This is a genomic window from Klebsiella sp. CB_Kp196, assembly GCF_040061575.1.
Taxonomy (GTDB): Bacteria; Pseudomonadota; Gammaproteobacteria; order Enterobacterales; family Enterobacteriaceae; genus Klebsiella; species Klebsiella michiganensis.
In genome coordinates, this window is sequence record NZ_JBEAFH010000081.1 from 256284 (window position 1) to 272411 (window position 16128).

A 16128-nucleotide genomic window follows, 5' to 3' on the forward strand; every position below is an offset into this window, starting at 1 on the left:
ACGTGAGAATGTCATGAGAAATTTCATCCTGAGACGGCTACTGCAAACACTGCCGATGCTGCTGCTGGCCTCCTTGATTATCTTTATGCTGTTTGCCAAAACGCCGGGCGATTTTATCGACGGCAATATCACCCTCACCGCCGCCCGCGCCGCCGAACTGAAAGCCATTTACGGCCTGGATCAACCGCTGCTCACCCGCTATATCCACTGGCTCGGCCAGCTGCTGCGCGGCGATCTCGGATTCTCGCTGCAGTACCAGATCCCGGTCAGCCAGCTGCTCAACCAGTACATCTGGAACTCTTTCCTGCTGGCCAGCGTGGCGCTGGTGTTTTACTGGGGAATTGGCCTGACGGTGGGCGTGGTCTCAGCGCTGAAGCCCAATTCTGCGTTCGATCATCTGGTGAGCGTCGCGGTGTTCGCCGCCATGTCGTTCCCGACCTTTTTTCTCTGTCTGCTGCTCATCAAGTGGTTCGCCGTCGACCTGCACTGGCTACCGGTGGGCGGCATGACCAATACCGGCAGCGACGACAGCGGCTGGGAGTATGTGCTGCAGGTCGCCGCCCATCTGGTGCTGCCGGTACTGGCGCTGGTGATGCTCCAGGCGGGCAGCCTGACCCGCTATTTTCGCGCCAGCATGCTCGACGTGGTGAAAATGGATTTTATCCGCACCGCCCGCGCGAAAGGGCTGCGCGAACGCACGGTTATCCTCAAGCACGCCCTGCGTAACGCCCTGCTGCCGATCATCACCCTGCTCGGCTTCGAGCTACCGGGGCTGTTCTCCGGGGCAATCATTACCGAAAAAGTGTTTAACTGGCCGGGGGCCGGGCATATTCATATCGATTCGCTGGCCGCCCGCGACTACCCGGTGTTAATGGGCTTTACCCTGTTTCTGGCGGTGCTGACCATTCTTGGCAACCTGATTGCCGATGTGCTTTACGCGTGGGTCGACCCGCGCATTCGCGTGAGGTCCTGATGCTCAGCTCTCTGTTTTCTGCTAACCGACGCCTGCGCAAGGCGGAAATCCCGGCGCTGGCGCAGGTGACCCCATCCCCCTGGCGTCAGGCCTGGCAGGCGCTGCGCCGCAATCGCCTGGCGATGCTGTGCCTGCTGCTGCTGGTCGTAATGGCCCTCTGGTGCATACTGGGGCCGCTGTGGTCGCCGTGGAAAGACGATGCCACCGACGCGCTGATGATTAACAGGCCGCCCGGCGCGGAACACTGGCTGGGTACCGACTTTCTCGGTCGCGATATTTACACCCGCCTGCTGCTGGCCGGGCGCATTTCGCTGATTATCGGCCTGCTGACCATGCTGCTGTCGGTCACCCTTGGCTATCTGCTCGGCGCGCTGTCGGGCTACGCCGGCGGCCTGACCGATAAACTTATTATGCGTTTTGCCGATCTGGTGATGACTATCCCCGGCCTGCCGCTGCTGATTGTCGCGGGCGCGATGCTCTCGGAGCTCGATTTCTCGCCGGACTCACGCATCTATATGGTGGTGATTATGCTGAGCCTGCTGGAGTGGCCGAAGCTGGCGCGTCTGGTACGCGGGCAGTGCCTCTCCCTGCGCGAGCGCGACTTTATGCTGGCAACCCAGGTGCTGGGACTGTCGGCGCGACGCCGTCTGTTTGGTCATCTGCTGCCGAATACGGTACCGATTCTGGTGGTCATGGCGACCATGGCGGTGGCGAACGCCATCCTCAGCGAGTCGGCGCTCAGCTACCTCGGGCTTGGCGTGGTGCCGCCGACGCCATCGTGGGGCAATATGATGGACGCCGCCAATAGCCTGATCGACTTTCAGCGCCGGCCCTGGCTGTGGATGCCGCCGGGGATCGCCATTTTTATCACCGTCATCGCTATTAACGTGCTGGGCGACGGCCTGCGCGACGCCATGGACCCTAAAATGAAACAGAGGCTGAAATGAGTCGCGCATTAATCACCTTTAATCAGCTTTCGGTCTCTTTTGCCGCCGACAAAAACCGGATACGTGCGGTACAGGATGTGTCGTTCACTATTCGCGCCGGGCAGACCGTTGGCGTGGTCGGCGAATCCGGCTGCGGCAAAAGCGTCACCGCCATGTCGTTAATGGGCCTGCTGCCACCGCAGGCGGCGCGCATTGACGGCGGGGAAATTCTTTTTGAGGGCCAGGACCTGCTGCGGCTGAAAAACGCCCGTATGGCCGACCTGCGCGGCAATCAGCTGGCGATGATTTTTCAGGAGCCGATGACCGCCCTGAATCCGGTACTCACCGTCGGCGAGCAGCTCTGCGAACCGCTGATTCGCCACCGCGGCGAGCCGCCGAAGGCCGCATGGCAACATGCTACCCAGCGCCTGACGGATGTCGGGCTGGCGCGCGCGGATAGCCTGATGGCCAGCTATCCGCATCAGCTTTCCGGCGGCATGCTGCAGCGGGTGATGATTGCCATGGCGCTGAGCTGCCAGCCGAAGCTGCTGATTGCCGATGAGCCGACAACCGCCCTGGACGTCACCGTGCAGGCGCAGATCCTGCGCCTGCTGCGCGACCAGGCGCGGGCCAACCGGATGGCGATGATGCTGATTACCCACGATCTCGGGGTTATCGCGCAGATGGCCGAGCACGTTGTGGTGATGTACGCCGGGCGTATCGTCGAGCAGGGCGCGACCGCCGCGATTCTGCGTCACCCGCAGCATCCCTATACCCAGGGGCTGATTGCCTCGCGGCCGGTGCCGGGGGCCCGGCGCCGACGCCTCTATTCAATCCCCGGCCAGGTGCCGGACCTCGCCGCCCTTCCCGCCGGATGTGCCTTCGCCGAGCGCTGCGCAAAAGCCACCGCGCGCTGCCGACAGAGCATTCCGCCGCTGTCAGGGCAAGACCGGCAGGCCGCCTGCTTTTACAGTGAACTTTCGGAGTCCGTGACATGAGTCATGAATACGTGATTGAAGTGGATGGGCTGAAAAAACACTTCCCGCTGCGCGATGGGCTGTTCGGTCAGCAGACCGGCGTACTGCGGGCGGTGGATGGCGTGAGCTTTAAGATTCGCCGGGGAACGATTTTTGGTCTGGTGGGCGAATCCGGCAGCGGGAAAACCACCGTTGGCCGTACGCTACTGGGGCTGTATGAGAAGACCGCCGGCAGCGTCAAGTTTCGCGGTCAGGAACTTGCCGAACTGCCGCCGCGGGCAATGCGCGCGCTGCGGCCTAAAATCCAGCTGGTGTTTCAGGACCCCTACAGTTCGTTAAACCCGCGCATTCGCATCGGCGACGCCATTGGCGAAGCGATGCTGGAGCACAAGCTCTGTCGCCGGGCGGAGCTGTATGACAAAACCCTTAAGGTGATGCGCATCTGCGGGCTGGCCCCGCAGCATTACAACCGCTTCCCGCACGAGTTTTCCGGCGGCCAGCGTCAGCGCATCGGCATTGCCCGGGCGCTGATCTTAAACCCGGATTTTATTATTGCCGATGAGCCGATTTCGGCCCTCGATGTGTCGATTCAGGCGCAGATTATTAATCTGTTTTCCGATCTGCGCGACGATCATGGGGTGACGTTTTTGTTTATCTCCCACGATCTCGGGGTGGTAGAACATCTCTGCGATGACGTGGCGGTGATGTATCTCGGGCAACTGGTGGAGACTGCCAGCCGCGATGCGCTATTCAGCCGGCCTTTGCATCCCTACACCCGGGCGCTGCTGGCGGCGGTACCGACCCTCGATCCGGACAGCGAGCCGGTCGCGGTGGTACAAGGTGAAATTCCCGACCCGTCCCGGCCGCCTTCCGGCTGTCGCTTTTCCTCCCGCTGCCCGCAGGCCAGCGACCGCTGCCGTCGCGATATTCCACTATTAAGGGAGGTCGCCGACGGCCACCACGTCGCCTGTCACGCGGTTTAGCGCCGGCCAGCCTTCGGACCATAAAAAAACCGCCCACAGGGGGCGGTTACTTGCGCAAGAGCGAAACGGCTGCGGCTACTCTTCCAGCGCGAAGGCAATAATATCATCGCCCACGTCCGGCGAGTGGCTGGCGCCCCCGGCGGAGATCACCACGTACTCTTTACCGCTTTTCGGTGATTTATAGATCAGCGGCGCCGCCACTGCCCCAACCGGCAGACGAGCGCGCCACAGCTCTTTACCGGTGGCGGAATCCAGCGCGCGCAGGTAGTTATCCTGAGTTCCCGCGAAGAACACCAGTCCGGAAGCGGTTGACGTCGGGCCGCCCAGCGTCGGCATACCCAGCGGGATATGCATGTGCGTTTTCAGCCCCAGCGGACCGGTATCCTCCACCGACCCCATCGGCACCTGCCACAACAGCTGGCGAGTGTTGAGGTCAATGGCGCTCATGGTGCCAAACGGCGGGGTATTACAGGGAACGCCCAGCGCCGACTGCAAAATATCGATCCGCACGCCGCCGTATGGCCCGGCAATTTGCGGCCGCACGGTTCCCATAAAGCCGGGCACCTCGTCGGTGGAGACTTTATATTTCGCCATATCCTCTTTGCGCACCAGCGACATTCTCAACGGCATCCGCATATCGTTGACGAACAGCGTTCCTGTGCGCTCATCGATAGTGATACCGCCCCAGTTCATGCCGCCCAGCAGGCTTGGCCACTCGATGTACGGCTTCTCTGACGGCGGCGTGTACATGCCAAGATAAGTCGACGCTTTGAAGTCGATACGGCACATCAGCTGATCGAACGGCGTCACGCCCCACATCGATTTCTCGGTGAGCGGCTCGACGCCCAGCTGCGGCATGCCGGTGGAGAAAGGTTGGGTGGCGGAGAGATGCTCGCCTTCCGCGCCGTCATGGGCGACAGGCTGCTCTTCCACGCGGGTCACCGGCTTACCGGTACGCCGGTCGAGTACGTAAATCTGCCCGGTTTTGGTGGTCTGGATCAGAACCGGAACCTCTTCGCCCCGCTCGTTTTTCATATGGAACAGTACCGGCTGCGACGGCAGGTCATAGTCCCAGATATCATGATGCACGGTCTGGAAGACCCACTTCGTCTCGCCGCTGCTGGCGTCCACCGCCACCACGGAAGATCCGTATTTCTCTTTGGCCGCGTTGCGATCGCCGCCCCAGTAGTCCGGCGGACCGTTACCGGTCGGCAGATAAATCAGGTTCAGCTCTTTGTCAAAGCCCGGCACCGTCCAGACGTTCGGCGTTTCGAGGGTATAAACGCGACCTTTTACCGGGTCGGTAACGTTTTCCGGCTGGCCGACGTCCCACGCCCACACCACGTTTCCGTTACGTACGTCAAACGCGCGTACCACCCCGGACGGTTCACCGTGCACGATATCGCGCACCCAGCCGCCGAGCACCGCAATATGCCCCATAATCACCGGCGTTGAGGTCGGGTGGTAGCGTTTGCTGTTTTCGGTATTGTCCATACCCTGTTTCAGATCGACGCTACCGTGATCGCCGAAGTCATCGCACAGTTCGCCGGTTTTGGCGTTCAGGGCGATCAAACGGGCGTCGACGGTAGACACCAGGATACGCTGCGGGCACTGCTGCAGCGCCGGGCTGGCCTTCTCTTCTGCGCTCAGCGAATCATCGCTTTGTACATCGTAATAGCCGACCCCGCGACAGGTGACGTGTTCGGCGGTACTTGCGTGCGGGTCAAAACGCCAGCGCGCTTTCCCGGTATCCGCATCCAGCGCCGTAACCACGTTCAGCGGCGTACAGGAGTACAGCGTGTCGCCAATTTGCAGCGGGGTATTTTCATCGACGCCAATCCCGGCGCCGGTTAGCCGGCGGCCGGTGTGATACGTCCAGGCGACTTTCAGGTTTTTGACGTTTTGCGGCGTGATCTCATCGTACGGCGCAAAACGGGTGCCGGAGGCATCGCGGCCGAAGAACGCCCAGTTATCGCTTTTGGCAGCCAGGGTCGGCGTGCTGTCGTCGCTCGCTTTCACCACGCCGTGATGAATACCGCCGTGCGGGTAGAAGGTGGAAACCAGCGTCGCCAGCAGCAGGAGGAAAATCGCCGAGGCGCTCCAGTTGGCGTAGCGTCTGCGCGCAGGCGGGATCGGCAGCGTCGCCGCCAGCCACAGCGCCAGCATCAGCATCAGCGCGGGAACGACCAGCCGGGGGATCAGGCCCCAATAGCTGAGCTGCACTTCATACAGCGCCCAGCAAAGGGTCAACAGGAAAGTCAGAATGGCAAAAGGCAGGACATAGCGGCTGCGGACAAGATAGCCGACGGCGATAAGCAGATAAGCGAGACCGGCTAACAGATACCAGGCGCTGCCGCCGAGAGAGAGGAGTTTGCCCCCCCAGATAGTGAAAAAGAGTCCAGTGCCAAAGCTCAGTAATGCAAAAAGTACCCGGTAAACGGTAAAGAACAGGCCCCTACCGCTACCTTGTTGTTCGTCCATATTTCATCCCATACGACGTCAGTCGAAAAAACCAAAACATCTCATATAAACAGCGCGTTATCAGACCAAGAAAAGCGCATACCGCATATCATGTTGGTTGGACGCTCTCGGACAGAGCGAAGAACGTAAGGAATTATATGTATTTGTAAAAATAATGTAAAACTATCAGGCATTAAATGTTTAAAATTTTTTAATTTATAAAAGTAAGTTGAACGAATGATGGGTTATAACGAAAGCCGCAAAGCCCGCGTTGCATCCGCTGTTAAGCCCGTTTCGATCCAGGCGAATCAGTCCGATCGTCTTGCTATCCTCCCCCCGCTGTTTAATCATACCCGGCGCGTTCATTTGACCGCTTACATCGGGCGAAGCCATTCGCCTTGACACCTGAAGGGGAAAAATTTCATGGCTGTTCAGGAGAGTAAACATGAATAAACGAAAATATCTCACCGAAACTGAGATAAAAAAAATCATCAACGAGGCGTATAAGGGAGCGAACCCGGAGAGGGATCGTTGTTTAATCTGGATGTGCTTCATTCACGGCTGCCGCGTCAGCGAAATTCGCCACTGGCGGCTATCTGACCTTGACTTGCATAACCACTCAATTTACGTCAAACGGCTTAAAAATGGGTTTTCCACCACGCATCCTCTCTTTTCCAGCGAGATGACGTTTATCCGTGAATGGCTGTCGGCGCGTAAAAACTATCGCAACAGCGACAGCGACTGGCTATTTCTTTCGCAAAAAGGAACGCCGCTATCGCGTCAGCGGATCCACGTATTGATTAGCCACTATAGCCAAAGTGCGGGTTTAAGGATTGCGGCCCATCCGCATATGCTGCGCCACGCCTGCGGTTTTTCGCTGGCCGATAAGGGCATGGATACCCGGCTAATTCAGGATTATCTCGGTCACAGAAATATTCAGCATACGGTGCTTTATACTGCGAGCAATGCTGCAAGATTTAAAAATATATGGTGACGCAATAACCAATATATTTCTTACTTGACATAATGTATCAGATTGTCACTAACATAATAAATCACCAATAACCTGTCAACCAGTAAGGTTTTTCGCATCTCGAAAAATTAAAAACATTAATTATCAATAGATTAGAAACTGACGCGCATTTTCCAGCAAACCCTGACCTCAGACGTCACCCTCCGAAACACCAGATTATTTACCATCCAATCCTGAATTTATGGTTTTTAATATTGCAAAAAACGCCATCCCTGGCATCTACATCTAAAAAATCAACAAACAAAATAGATAAAACTAAACATGACACTTTGATACAAAATGTCTTCTGCAGAAATAAACCTCAGCGTAACTGAATCTATTTCAGCACGACATCTGGCTATCAGATTAATAAAGGCTCATGAGAAATTTATTTCTGTGAGGCTATTACCTTTCTATATTGCATATAAGGACTACCTTATGAACAAAAGTCTTATTGCTGTTGGTCTGTTAGCCGGTGTCATGTCCGCCTCCGTATTCGCGGATGATGGCCGTATTAATTTTTACGGCTCCATCACCGATAGCGCCTGTACCGTGATCAATAATATGACCAACCCGCTGTCGGTTATGATGGGGAATGTCTCCAGCAAGGCCTTCACCGGCGCGGGCTCCACGGCCTCGGCGACCAAATTTATTATTGCCCTGAAAGATTGCCCGAAATCCGCTAAGTCGGCCACGGTAAAATTCGACGGCACGGCGGATAGCAGCGTCGGCACTATTCTGGCGCTCACCCAAGAGCCTGGCGTGGCACAGGGCGTCGGGATCCAGTTAATGGATAATAAAAACGTCGTCGTCCCATTATATACCGCCTCGTCCGCTTACCCGCTGCAGCCGGGCGGAAATAGTCTCGCTTTCGTCGCCCGCTATTATGCGACATCAAGCACCGTAAACGCAGGGTTCGCTAACTCTACCAGCACATTTACCCTCAATTACAACTAACGGATATTTCGTCGGCGTATTTCTGTTGCGCTGGCGTTATTTCCGCGGACCGGCAGCGGCCGGTCCGTCCCTTTTCGTATTTGTGGAGTCAATAGCTATCATGCATAAAGGATATAGAATATTTCCCCTTCTCCTCCTGGTGCTGGCGAGCGAATTAGCGGCGGCGACAGAAAGCGGCGGCGTCACAATTGGCGGCACGCGACTGATTTTTGATGGCGGCAAAAAAGAGGCCTCTTTAAGCGTCAGCAATTCGGATACCGGCCCATATCTGATCCAGTCGTGGGTGGAGCCGCGCAATAACGATCCGGCCAGGCCGCCGTTTATTATTACCCCGCCGCTGTTCCGCCTCGACGGCAATCAGCAAAACCTGCTGCGGATCGTCAATACCGGCGGCCAGCTCCCTACCGATCGCGAGTCGCTTTATTGGCTAAACGTCAAAGCTATTCCGACAAATACCGCCCCGGAAGACGCGAACACGTTGCAAATCGCCGTAAGAACGCGCCTCAAGCTTATTTATCGTCCCAAAACGCTGAAGGGTATCCCGGAAGAGGTGACCCATAAGCTGAAATGGAGCCTGACGGGCAGCAGGCTAACGGTATCGAATCCGACGCCGTTTTACATGAATTTCAACGAGGTCACGGTGGGCAATCATCCCATTACCGAAGCCACCTTTGTCGCACCAATGAGCTCAGCCACGTTTGCTACCCCTGGCAAGGTGACCGGCCTGGTGTCATGGAAAATCATTAGCGACTTTGGCGGCGTGGGAAAAAGCCACACGCAGGTTCGCTAACCCGCCGCTGCCGACGGTTTGCGCTGCGGCGATTTGCCGTCAGCTAAGGAGCATTTCAGGATGAACAAAAGAACCTCAAGCGACTCGCCCTTGAATTTAGCTTACCTTATCGCCACCCAGATTGCCCTGATTGTGGGGATAAGCCCCTCAGCTAACGCCCGGGAACGGTTCAACCCCGCCCATCTGGAAACCGGCGCAGGCGGGCTGGCCACCACCGATCTCTCCGCCTTCGAGGAGCATGGCGGGCAGCAGCCCGGACGCTACAGGGTGGATATTTATGTCAATGACAGCAAGGTGGATACCCGGGACGTTGAGTTCCGCATACAGCAAAACGCGCAGGGACAGAACACATTACAGCCCTGCCTGTCCCTGAACGATTTGGCCTCATGGGGCGTCATGATCCAGCGTTATCCGACGTTAGGCCAGCCCGATGCCAGCTGCGCAAGGCTGTCGGCGATTCCTCAGGCCAGCGCCGACTTTCGTTTCTCGCACCAGCAGCTGCTGTTAAGTTTTCCCCAATCTTCCCTTACCAACGCCGCGCGCGGCTGGGTCGATCCGGCGCGGTGGGATGACGGCATTCCGGCGGCGCTGGTCAATTACAGCGTCAGCGGCGCCAACAACCGGGACAAAAAAGGCGGCGGCGGCGGCGGAAACGCGCAGTACATTAATTTACGCCCCGGTCTTAATATCGGTCCCTGGCGATTGCGTAATTACACCACCTGGAACCGCAACAGCCAGAACGGTGAAAGCGGCACCTCAACAAAATGGGATACCGTTTATACCTACGCCCAGCGCGATATACGCTCGCTGAAGAGCCGACTGACGCTGGGCGATAGCACCACGCCTTCCGATATTTTCGACAGTATTCCGTTTCGCGGCGGCCAGCTGGCGTCTGACGACGATATGCTGCCGGAGAGCCTGCGCGGCTATGCCCCCGTAGTGCGGGGGATCGCCCGTACCCATGCCCAGGTCACGATCCGACAAAACGGATACATCATTTATCAGACCTACGTTTCGCCCGGCAGCTTCGAAATCACCGATATGTACCCCACCGGCGGTTCCGGGGATCTGTACGTCACCATCAAAGAGTCTGACGGCAGCGAACAATTCCTCGTGGTGCCCTACGCCTCGGTCCCGGTGCTGCAGCGCGAAGGCCGGTTAAAATACGCCATGACCACCGGCGTTTACCGCGCCTATGACAACGGCATTGATAAAGCCCCGTTGGCCGCCGGCACGGCGATTTATGGCCTTCCCGCCGGCTACACCGTATACGGCGGCGGCCAGTTCAGTAACAGATACCAGGCGTTAGCGTTGGGCATAGGTAAAAACCTGGGCTCCATTGGCGCCCTATCCACCGATATCACCCAGGCCTGGTCGCAGCAAAAAAATCGACCGCGAGAAGAAGGCCAATCCTGGCGTATTCGCTACAGCAAAAACCTGGTGCAGACCGGGACTAACTTCACCTTCGCTGGCTATCGCTATGCCACCAGCGGCTACTGGGATATGCAGGACGTTCTTAATACCTGGCGCGATGGGCGGCGCTACGTGATGCCGGAACGCAGGCGCAACCGCGCCGAGTTAACCGTCAGCCAGAACCTGTTTCAGATACCAGGCAACCTCGCGCTTAGCGCCATCGTGGAAGACTATTGGGATACAAACAAACGCATGGAGTCATATAGCGCGAGCTACAACGGTTCGTATAAAGGCATCAGTTTCGGTCTGAGCTACAGCTATAACATTCACTCTGCAGAACGCTACGGCCAGCGCTCCGGGCGCATCTACGACCGCGATGGGCTGTTTGCGCTCACCATGAGTATTCCTCTGGAGAAATTATTCGGCGGCCATCCCACCTACGTCAGCTACATGATGAATACCAGTAAGCAGGGGAATACCACCAATAATCTGAGCCTGGGCGGTACCTTATTGGCCGATAACAATCTGAGCTGGAGCGTCATGCAGGGCTATGGTTCTCAGGGCCAGGGAAGCAATAGCGGGATTAATGCCGACTGGCGCGCCTCTTACGCCGAGACCCTCGTCGGCTACGCCCGCGATCGCTACAGCGAACGCGTTAACTATGGCTTGCAGGGCGGGATCGTGGCGCATCGCAACGGCCTCACCTTTAGCCAGCCCCTCGGCGAAACGATGGCGCTGATCGCCGCGCCCGGCGCACAAAACGTAGCGGTGCTTGGGCAGTCAGGCGTCAAAACCGATCGCTTCGGCTACACCGTCGTCCCCTACCTCAGCCCCTATCGCAAAAACGATCTCACGCTGAATACCGAAACCCTGGCCGATGATGCCGAACTGGCGCTGGCAACGCAGACGGTCATCCCCACGCGCGGCGCGCTGGTGAAGGCCAGCTATGAAACCAGCCTCGGTAAACGGGTCCTGATGACCCTGAGAAAACGCAACGGCGCGTCGGTACCGTTCGGCGCAACGGTTATCGATCCCGCCTCCCCGACGCCAAAAAGCTTCATCGTAGGCGATGGAGGACAGGTTTATCTGACGGGGCTAAAAGACGCGGGTCAGCTGGAGGTTAGCTGGAGTCACGACCCTGATGGCCGGTGCAGAGTGAATTACAGCCTGACGCAAAGCGCCAGCGGGATCATCAACCTTAATGCACAGTGTTTATAGCAGGAGCATGACGATATGAAACGAGTCAACGTCCCCCTTATGCTGGTTACTCTGATCGCCAGCGCTGCCCACGCGGAGAACAACTATTGTCCCAGTTCTCCGCCCACGCCGTTTACCCAGCAGCTCGCGCAGATCGCGGTATCGCGGGCGCTGCCGGTAGGCAGCGATATTCCCGGCACGCAGCGGGTCTTCACCTTTAACGGAAACTGCAAAGGCCGCAGCGGTTGGGCGGATGTCACCCCGGGGCACCCCATTATCGCCTGCTATTACGGCAGCGGCGAAGAAGTCGCGGGTTTTCCGGGGGTCTATGAAACCGGCGTCGAAGGCATCGGTATTGCGCTGCAAAATAGCGCCGGCCAAAGGGTGAGTGGTATCGGCAGCGATTGCGATACGCGCGCGCAGGCGCTGGGGTATATCTCCCGCGACGCCAGCATGACCTTTGGATATACGGTCACACTAACGCTGGTAAAAACGGGGGATACGGCAACGAGCGGCACTCTCGATGTCGCGCAAACCAAATTTGGTATGGGGGTCTATGATACCGGTCTGGGCATCGGCAGCCAGGGGCAGCAAAACTATATCGGCTATGCCGGAGATATTGTTTATAAAGCGGTAAGCTGCACCGTCCCCTCGACGTTAACTGTCAACATGGGTGCTGTTCCGGTGGGCCAATTCTCTGGTCCGGGCAGCACCAGCGGCGAACAGAGTTTGTCAATTCCGGTGCGGTGCGACGATAAGGTCGCCGTGAATACGTCAATAAGCAGTCAAGGTTATCTCTCCCCGACGCTCGGCGTAGTGGCCTTAAGCAATGAAACCGGCGTAGCCCAGGGGGTCGGCGTTCAGGTGCTTTATAACGGCTCGCCCGTCCAGTTCGATCGTTTTTTCCCGGTCGGCACCATCCCTGAGGCTGGCGCATCGATAACCCTGCCGCTCACCTTTCGCTATTACCAGAACACGCCGGAGATCCATCCCGGCCACGCCAACGCGGTGGCCACCTTAACGATGATGTACAACTGAGTTTATCCCGCTCTCGTTTCTCACTGCTTACTTAAGGAGTCGATAATGAGAATTATCGCCAGCCCGGCCGTCATAACGTTATTTACGGCGATTTCGTCGTCATTACCCGCTTATGCTGCGGATGTCACTCTTTATATCAACGGCGATATTGTTGCGTCTTCCTGCACCGTCGAAAACAACGGTATTTATAATATCGATCTCGGACAAAATATTCCCAGCCGCCGGCTTAGCGCGGCCAACTCTTACTCCGAGTGGAAAGAATTTTACGTCACGCTGAGCCACTGCCCTGTAGGAACATCAAGCGTTACCGCTCACTTTACAGGCCCTGTCGACGGAGCTGACCCTGATTTATATGCCAACGTGAGCAGCCCGGACAGTTCACGCAATGTCGCGATAGAACTTCAGCGTATAACCGGTTCAATTAATGCAGGCAGCGGAAAATCTATTGCCGTCGATGTCGATAATAACCGTCAGGCCATATTCGATATGCGCGCGCGCATATTTAGCGTCGCAGGGGACGCCACCGCGGGTCATATCAGCGCGATGGTCGTTATGAACTTTACCTATAACTAAAGGGTATCTGGCTCTTATCGAGCCAGATACTCCGGCTTCAGAGGGTAATCGAGCTAAAGCGCGCCGGATTGCTCGCCGTATACAAGACGGTATGCTGGATATTGCGATGGCCGAGATAATCCTGAATCAGGCGTGTATCAACGCCCTCTTCCGCAAGCGCATAACCGCAGGCGTGGCGCAGCATATGCGGGTGTACCGGAACGGCAATGCCGGCCTGCACGCCATAATTTCGCATCATAACGTGAATGTGCTGTCGGGAAAGCGGAGTGCCTTTTCGCGACAGGAACAGCCAGGGAAGATCGGCGTTTAAACAGCTCGTGCGCTTAACCAGCCACTGGCTTAACGCCAGCTGTTCACGGGGCTGAAGAGGATGAATAGTTGAAAAGCCATTTTTTAAACGCCGAATGGCGATCCGCTGGCTGGATAAATCAATATCGCTCACTTTTAAAAAACGTAATTCACTTACGCGCAGTCCGTGAATAAAACACATGAGGAGCATGCAATAATCACGCAGCGAGCCATCCTGCTGCTGCGAAGCATCAATTAATGCCTGCACCTCTTTTTTACTTAAATATTTTCGTTTTTTCATAGCCAACCTGACGGTTTCTTCAATGGAGCCCCTGAGATTTGGCTCCTTTATTGACTCTGCTCATGGCTACTGGCAATCCACTGTCGAGCAATCCTTGATAACTGCAAGTCCTGAACACTGTTAATAGTCATAAACGCTACCGCCCAATAATATCAAATATCAGGAATAGCCCAAATGCCACATCGATAAAATTAAAACCAAATAGATTTAGCTGTTATGTAAATAAGGAGATTTATAAGCTTATACTATTAATATTTATCTTAAGTCTGATGAGGCGGCAAGTTTTTTTAAGTCTATGTGTAGACTCATTGGGGGTTTATTCGCCCCCTCAGCGTCATCGATAATGTTTTGGCTACAGTTTGCTGTTTTTTGGGAGTTCTCTTTTTTATAAGGAAATCATAAGCATGGAAACAATCCCTCGTGTGCAACATGACACAGATCTGCTCCGAACCATCACCAAACCCATAGACGACATTGATAAACTCATTCGCTGCCTGGCACCAAAATGTAACCAAATGTTAATGGATGGAAGACGAAACATCGGCATAGTAAAAGAAAACCAGCATCAATGCTTGGTTTTGTTCCGTGGCACGATGTCTTTATATCGCAACAACGATGGACTCATCATCAACTCCGAAACGAGTCCATTCATCTTTGGCATGAATAGTCAGCTGCGTTATTCTCGGCATATTTACCTGCGCACCCAGGAAACATCTTCTATTGGCCTGATATCAATTAACGAGGCGCATAAGATCATCGCCGAACAGCAATTATGGGAAAATGTCTCACGACTTCTGGAATATTCGTCGGCAAAAGTCTACGCCCACTGCTTTAAGGTTTCTAAACTTTCCTGTTATGAAATTATCGTTCATCAGCTTATAGAATTAAACAATGAACCGGAAGCGATCAAAAATAAAATCACCGCCGCCAATTATATTCTGTCGCGAACCTTTTTGTCGCGCAGTGGGGTCATGAGAACCCTGGCCAAATTAAAACAGCTGGGCGCTATTCAGCTCCATCGAGGGATTCTGGTGACGATGAATCAACTGCCTCCCAGCCTAAAGCTTAGTGAATAACGTCTTTCGCCGAGCGGCCACCGCGATGAAGGCGCCGGCCGCATTCAGCTTGCGTTGACTCCGCCATTGCCGGTGGGCAGCCCCCTGCCCACCGGCAAATGCGAAACGAGGATAATCAGCAGTGACGATCCACGCTAATGTCGCGTAGCGCGGCGGCCATATCCAGCTGGGCCAGCTCTTTCAAGCCTTCTCGCTTGATAAACTGGCTCCGGTGCTTGCTTTTAACCTCTTCCAGGCTTTTCTTTATCTCGTTCTCCGGTAATTTATACCAGCCGCGACGATGCTTCTCACCGCCAATTTCCAGCCAAAGCTCAGAATAGCTAGTTTTTACTCTGTCGCTTTTAACATGGTAATGGCTGTCGATCGCATAGATCTCCTTGATATTGAAATGCGACAAAAAACCGTACAGCAGCGTGATAATTAAGTTCTTAGGTCGGATGCCGTAAAGCTCCTTGGTCAGCGCTTTCACTTCTTCATTATCAATGTCTTTCCCACCCTGGATGCCGCCAATCCAGGCCCGGCCATCTTCGGTGCAGGAAAAACAGATACTGTAGACGCGTTTATCACCCAGGAACATTAATAGCATCAGCTCCCCCTCCTCCTGAAAAGGCGATGCCAGCAGCTTCACATCAATGCAGGTACCGTTTTTCAGCGGAATAGTGATTAGCGAACGACCAAATGCTTTCATATCGTACAGCTGCGGCAACGCCTCGGGAAGAAAGGTTTTCTCTATAAAATTCAAAGCGCCATGAGCAATATTGAGCTTCGCTCTTTTTGACATCTTTTTATTTAAATAGGCCTTAAAGGGTTTATCTTCAAAGTTAACCAGCCCCTCGGTTGCTCCTGTTAGTTTTGCGCAAGCGTAATTTTCACATAACGTCTGATATTCCTTATATTTTCCTCCGATTAAAGATATTTCTCTGCATTTCCGCAATACCTTTTTATAGTTGAGTTTAACGTGACAAATAAATTTATTAGTTTTCCGCCATTCTTTGATAGCGGCTACTGCTGTTGTCGAGACCATTGACCATAATCCATAGATACATCCATAAGCCGGTCAATATTAGCATATTTTATACAAGTCAATGTCTAACCCAGCGCTCGTTGTCGATTCGTTTAATAAATAATTTGATCGCGACTATAATAATCGCCGGCAGGTTATAA

The 16128-nt window shown here is 55.2% G+C and carries 14 protein-coding genes; 11 read left to right on the forward strand and 3 right to left on the reverse strand.

What is annotated here, in order from left to right; all coding sequences use genetic code 11:
• The first annotated feature begins 13 nt into the window (after nt 1-13).
• From ABLU87_RS27805 to ABLU87_RS27820, 4 genes are read left to right on the forward strand one after another with little or no spacing between them, the layout of a single operon-like run.
• A complete protein-coding gene (locus tag ABLU87_RS27805; protein ID WP_009652083.1) occupies nt 14-973 on the forward strand; it encodes an ABC transporter permease in 960 nt (319 codons plus the stop codon).
• Entirely contained in the window at nt 970-1920 is a 951-nt protein-coding gene (gene opp4C / locus ABLU87_RS27810; protein ID WP_025105865.1) for an oligopeptide ABC transporter permease, read from the forward strand. The genes ABLU87_RS27805 and opp4C overlap by 4 nt, the downstream gene beginning before the upstream one ends.
• The gene (locus ABLU87_RS27815; RefSeq protein ID WP_049070093.1) at nt 1917-2897 is read left to right on the forward strand and encodes an ABC transporter ATP-binding protein; all 981 of its coding nucleotides are present in this window, start codon (nt 1917-1919) and stop codon (nt 2895-2897) included. The genes opp4C and ABLU87_RS27815 overlap by 4 nt, the downstream gene beginning before the upstream one ends.
• Nucleotides 2894-3859, forward strand: a complete 966-nt coding sequence (locus ABLU87_RS27820) for an oligopeptide/dipeptide ABC transporter ATP-binding protein (protein ID WP_122117726.1) — start codon at nt 2894-2896, stop codon at nt 3857-3859. Before ABLU87_RS27815 ends, ABLU87_RS27820 begins: the two co-directional genes overlap by 4 nt.
• A gap of 75 nt (nt 3860-3934) precedes the next feature.
• Here the strand turns inward: ABLU87_RS27820 and ABLU87_RS27825 are convergent, their stop codons facing one another.
• Nucleotides 3935-6340 carry a membrane-bound PQQ-dependent dehydrogenase, glucose/quinate/shikimate family gene (locus ABLU87_RS27825; protein ID WP_122117727.1) on the reverse strand — a complete coding sequence of 802 codons (2406 nt, stop codon included), beginning with the start codon at nt 6338-6340 and terminating at the stop codon, nt 3935-3937.
• Between the two features lie 424 nt (nt 6341-6764).
• Here ABLU87_RS27825 and ABLU87_RS27830 point away from each other — a divergent pair, with 424 nt between their 5' ends.
• From ABLU87_RS27830 to ABLU87_RS27855, 6 genes are all read left to right on the forward strand, one after another.
• Entirely contained in the window at nt 6765-7313 is a 549-nt protein-coding gene (locus tag ABLU87_RS27830; RefSeq protein WP_025105869.1) for a tyrosine-type DNA invertase, read from the forward strand.
• A gap of 456 nt (nt 7314-7769) precedes the next feature.
• On the forward strand, nt 7770-8288 hold the full coding sequence (locus tag ABLU87_RS27835; RefSeq protein ID WP_109240445.1) for a fimbrial protein: 519 nt from the start codon (nt 7770-7772) through the stop codon (nt 8286-8288).
• A 100-nt stretch (nt 8289-8388) separates the two neighbouring features.
• Complete coding sequence (locus ABLU87_RS27840) at nt 8389-9078, forward strand: fimbria/pilus periplasmic chaperone (RefSeq protein WP_025105871.1); 690 nt, start codon at nt 8389-8391, stop codon at nt 9076-9078.
• 60 nt (nt 9079-9138) lie between these two features.
• Nucleotides 9139-11709 carry a fimbria/pilus outer membrane usher protein gene (locus tag ABLU87_RS27845; protein ID WP_048262250.1) on the forward strand — a complete coding sequence of 857 codons (2571 nt, stop codon included), beginning with the start codon at nt 9139-9141 and terminating at the stop codon, nt 11707-11709.
• Between the two features lie 15 nt (nt 11710-11724).
• A complete protein-coding gene (locus ABLU87_RS27850; protein WP_025105873.1) occupies nt 11725-12726 on the forward strand; it encodes a fimbrial protein in 1002 nt (333 codons plus the stop codon).
• Nucleotides 12727-12771: 45 nt separating this feature from the next.
• Entirely contained in the window at nt 12772-13299 is a 528-nt protein-coding gene (locus ABLU87_RS27855) for a fimbrial protein (RefSeq protein WP_025105874.1), read from the forward strand.
• Nucleotides 13300-13336: 37 nt separating this feature from the next.
• Here the strand turns inward: ABLU87_RS27855 and ABLU87_RS27860 are convergent, their stop codons facing one another.
• Complete coding sequence (locus ABLU87_RS27860) at nt 13337-13888, reverse strand: tyrosine-type DNA invertase (protein ID WP_014838689.1); 552 nt, start codon at nt 13886-13888, stop codon at nt 13337-13339.
• Nucleotides 13889-14292: 404 nt separating this feature from the next.
• On the opposite strand from ABLU87_RS27860, the gene ABLU87_RS27865 reads away from it, so the two are divergent.
• On the forward strand, nt 14293-14964 hold the full coding sequence (locus ABLU87_RS27865) for a helix-turn-helix domain-containing protein (RefSeq protein ID WP_025105875.1): 672 nt from the start codon (nt 14293-14295) through the stop codon (nt 14962-14964).
• 115 nt (nt 14965-15079) lie between these two features.
• On the opposite strand, the gene ABLU87_RS27870 is transcribed toward ABLU87_RS27865, so the two are convergent.
• Entirely contained in the window at nt 15080-15988 is a 909-nt protein-coding gene (locus tag ABLU87_RS27870; protein ID WP_142927829.1) for a DUF535 family protein, read from the reverse strand.
• Between the last annotated feature and the right edge of the window lie 140 nt (nt 15989-16128).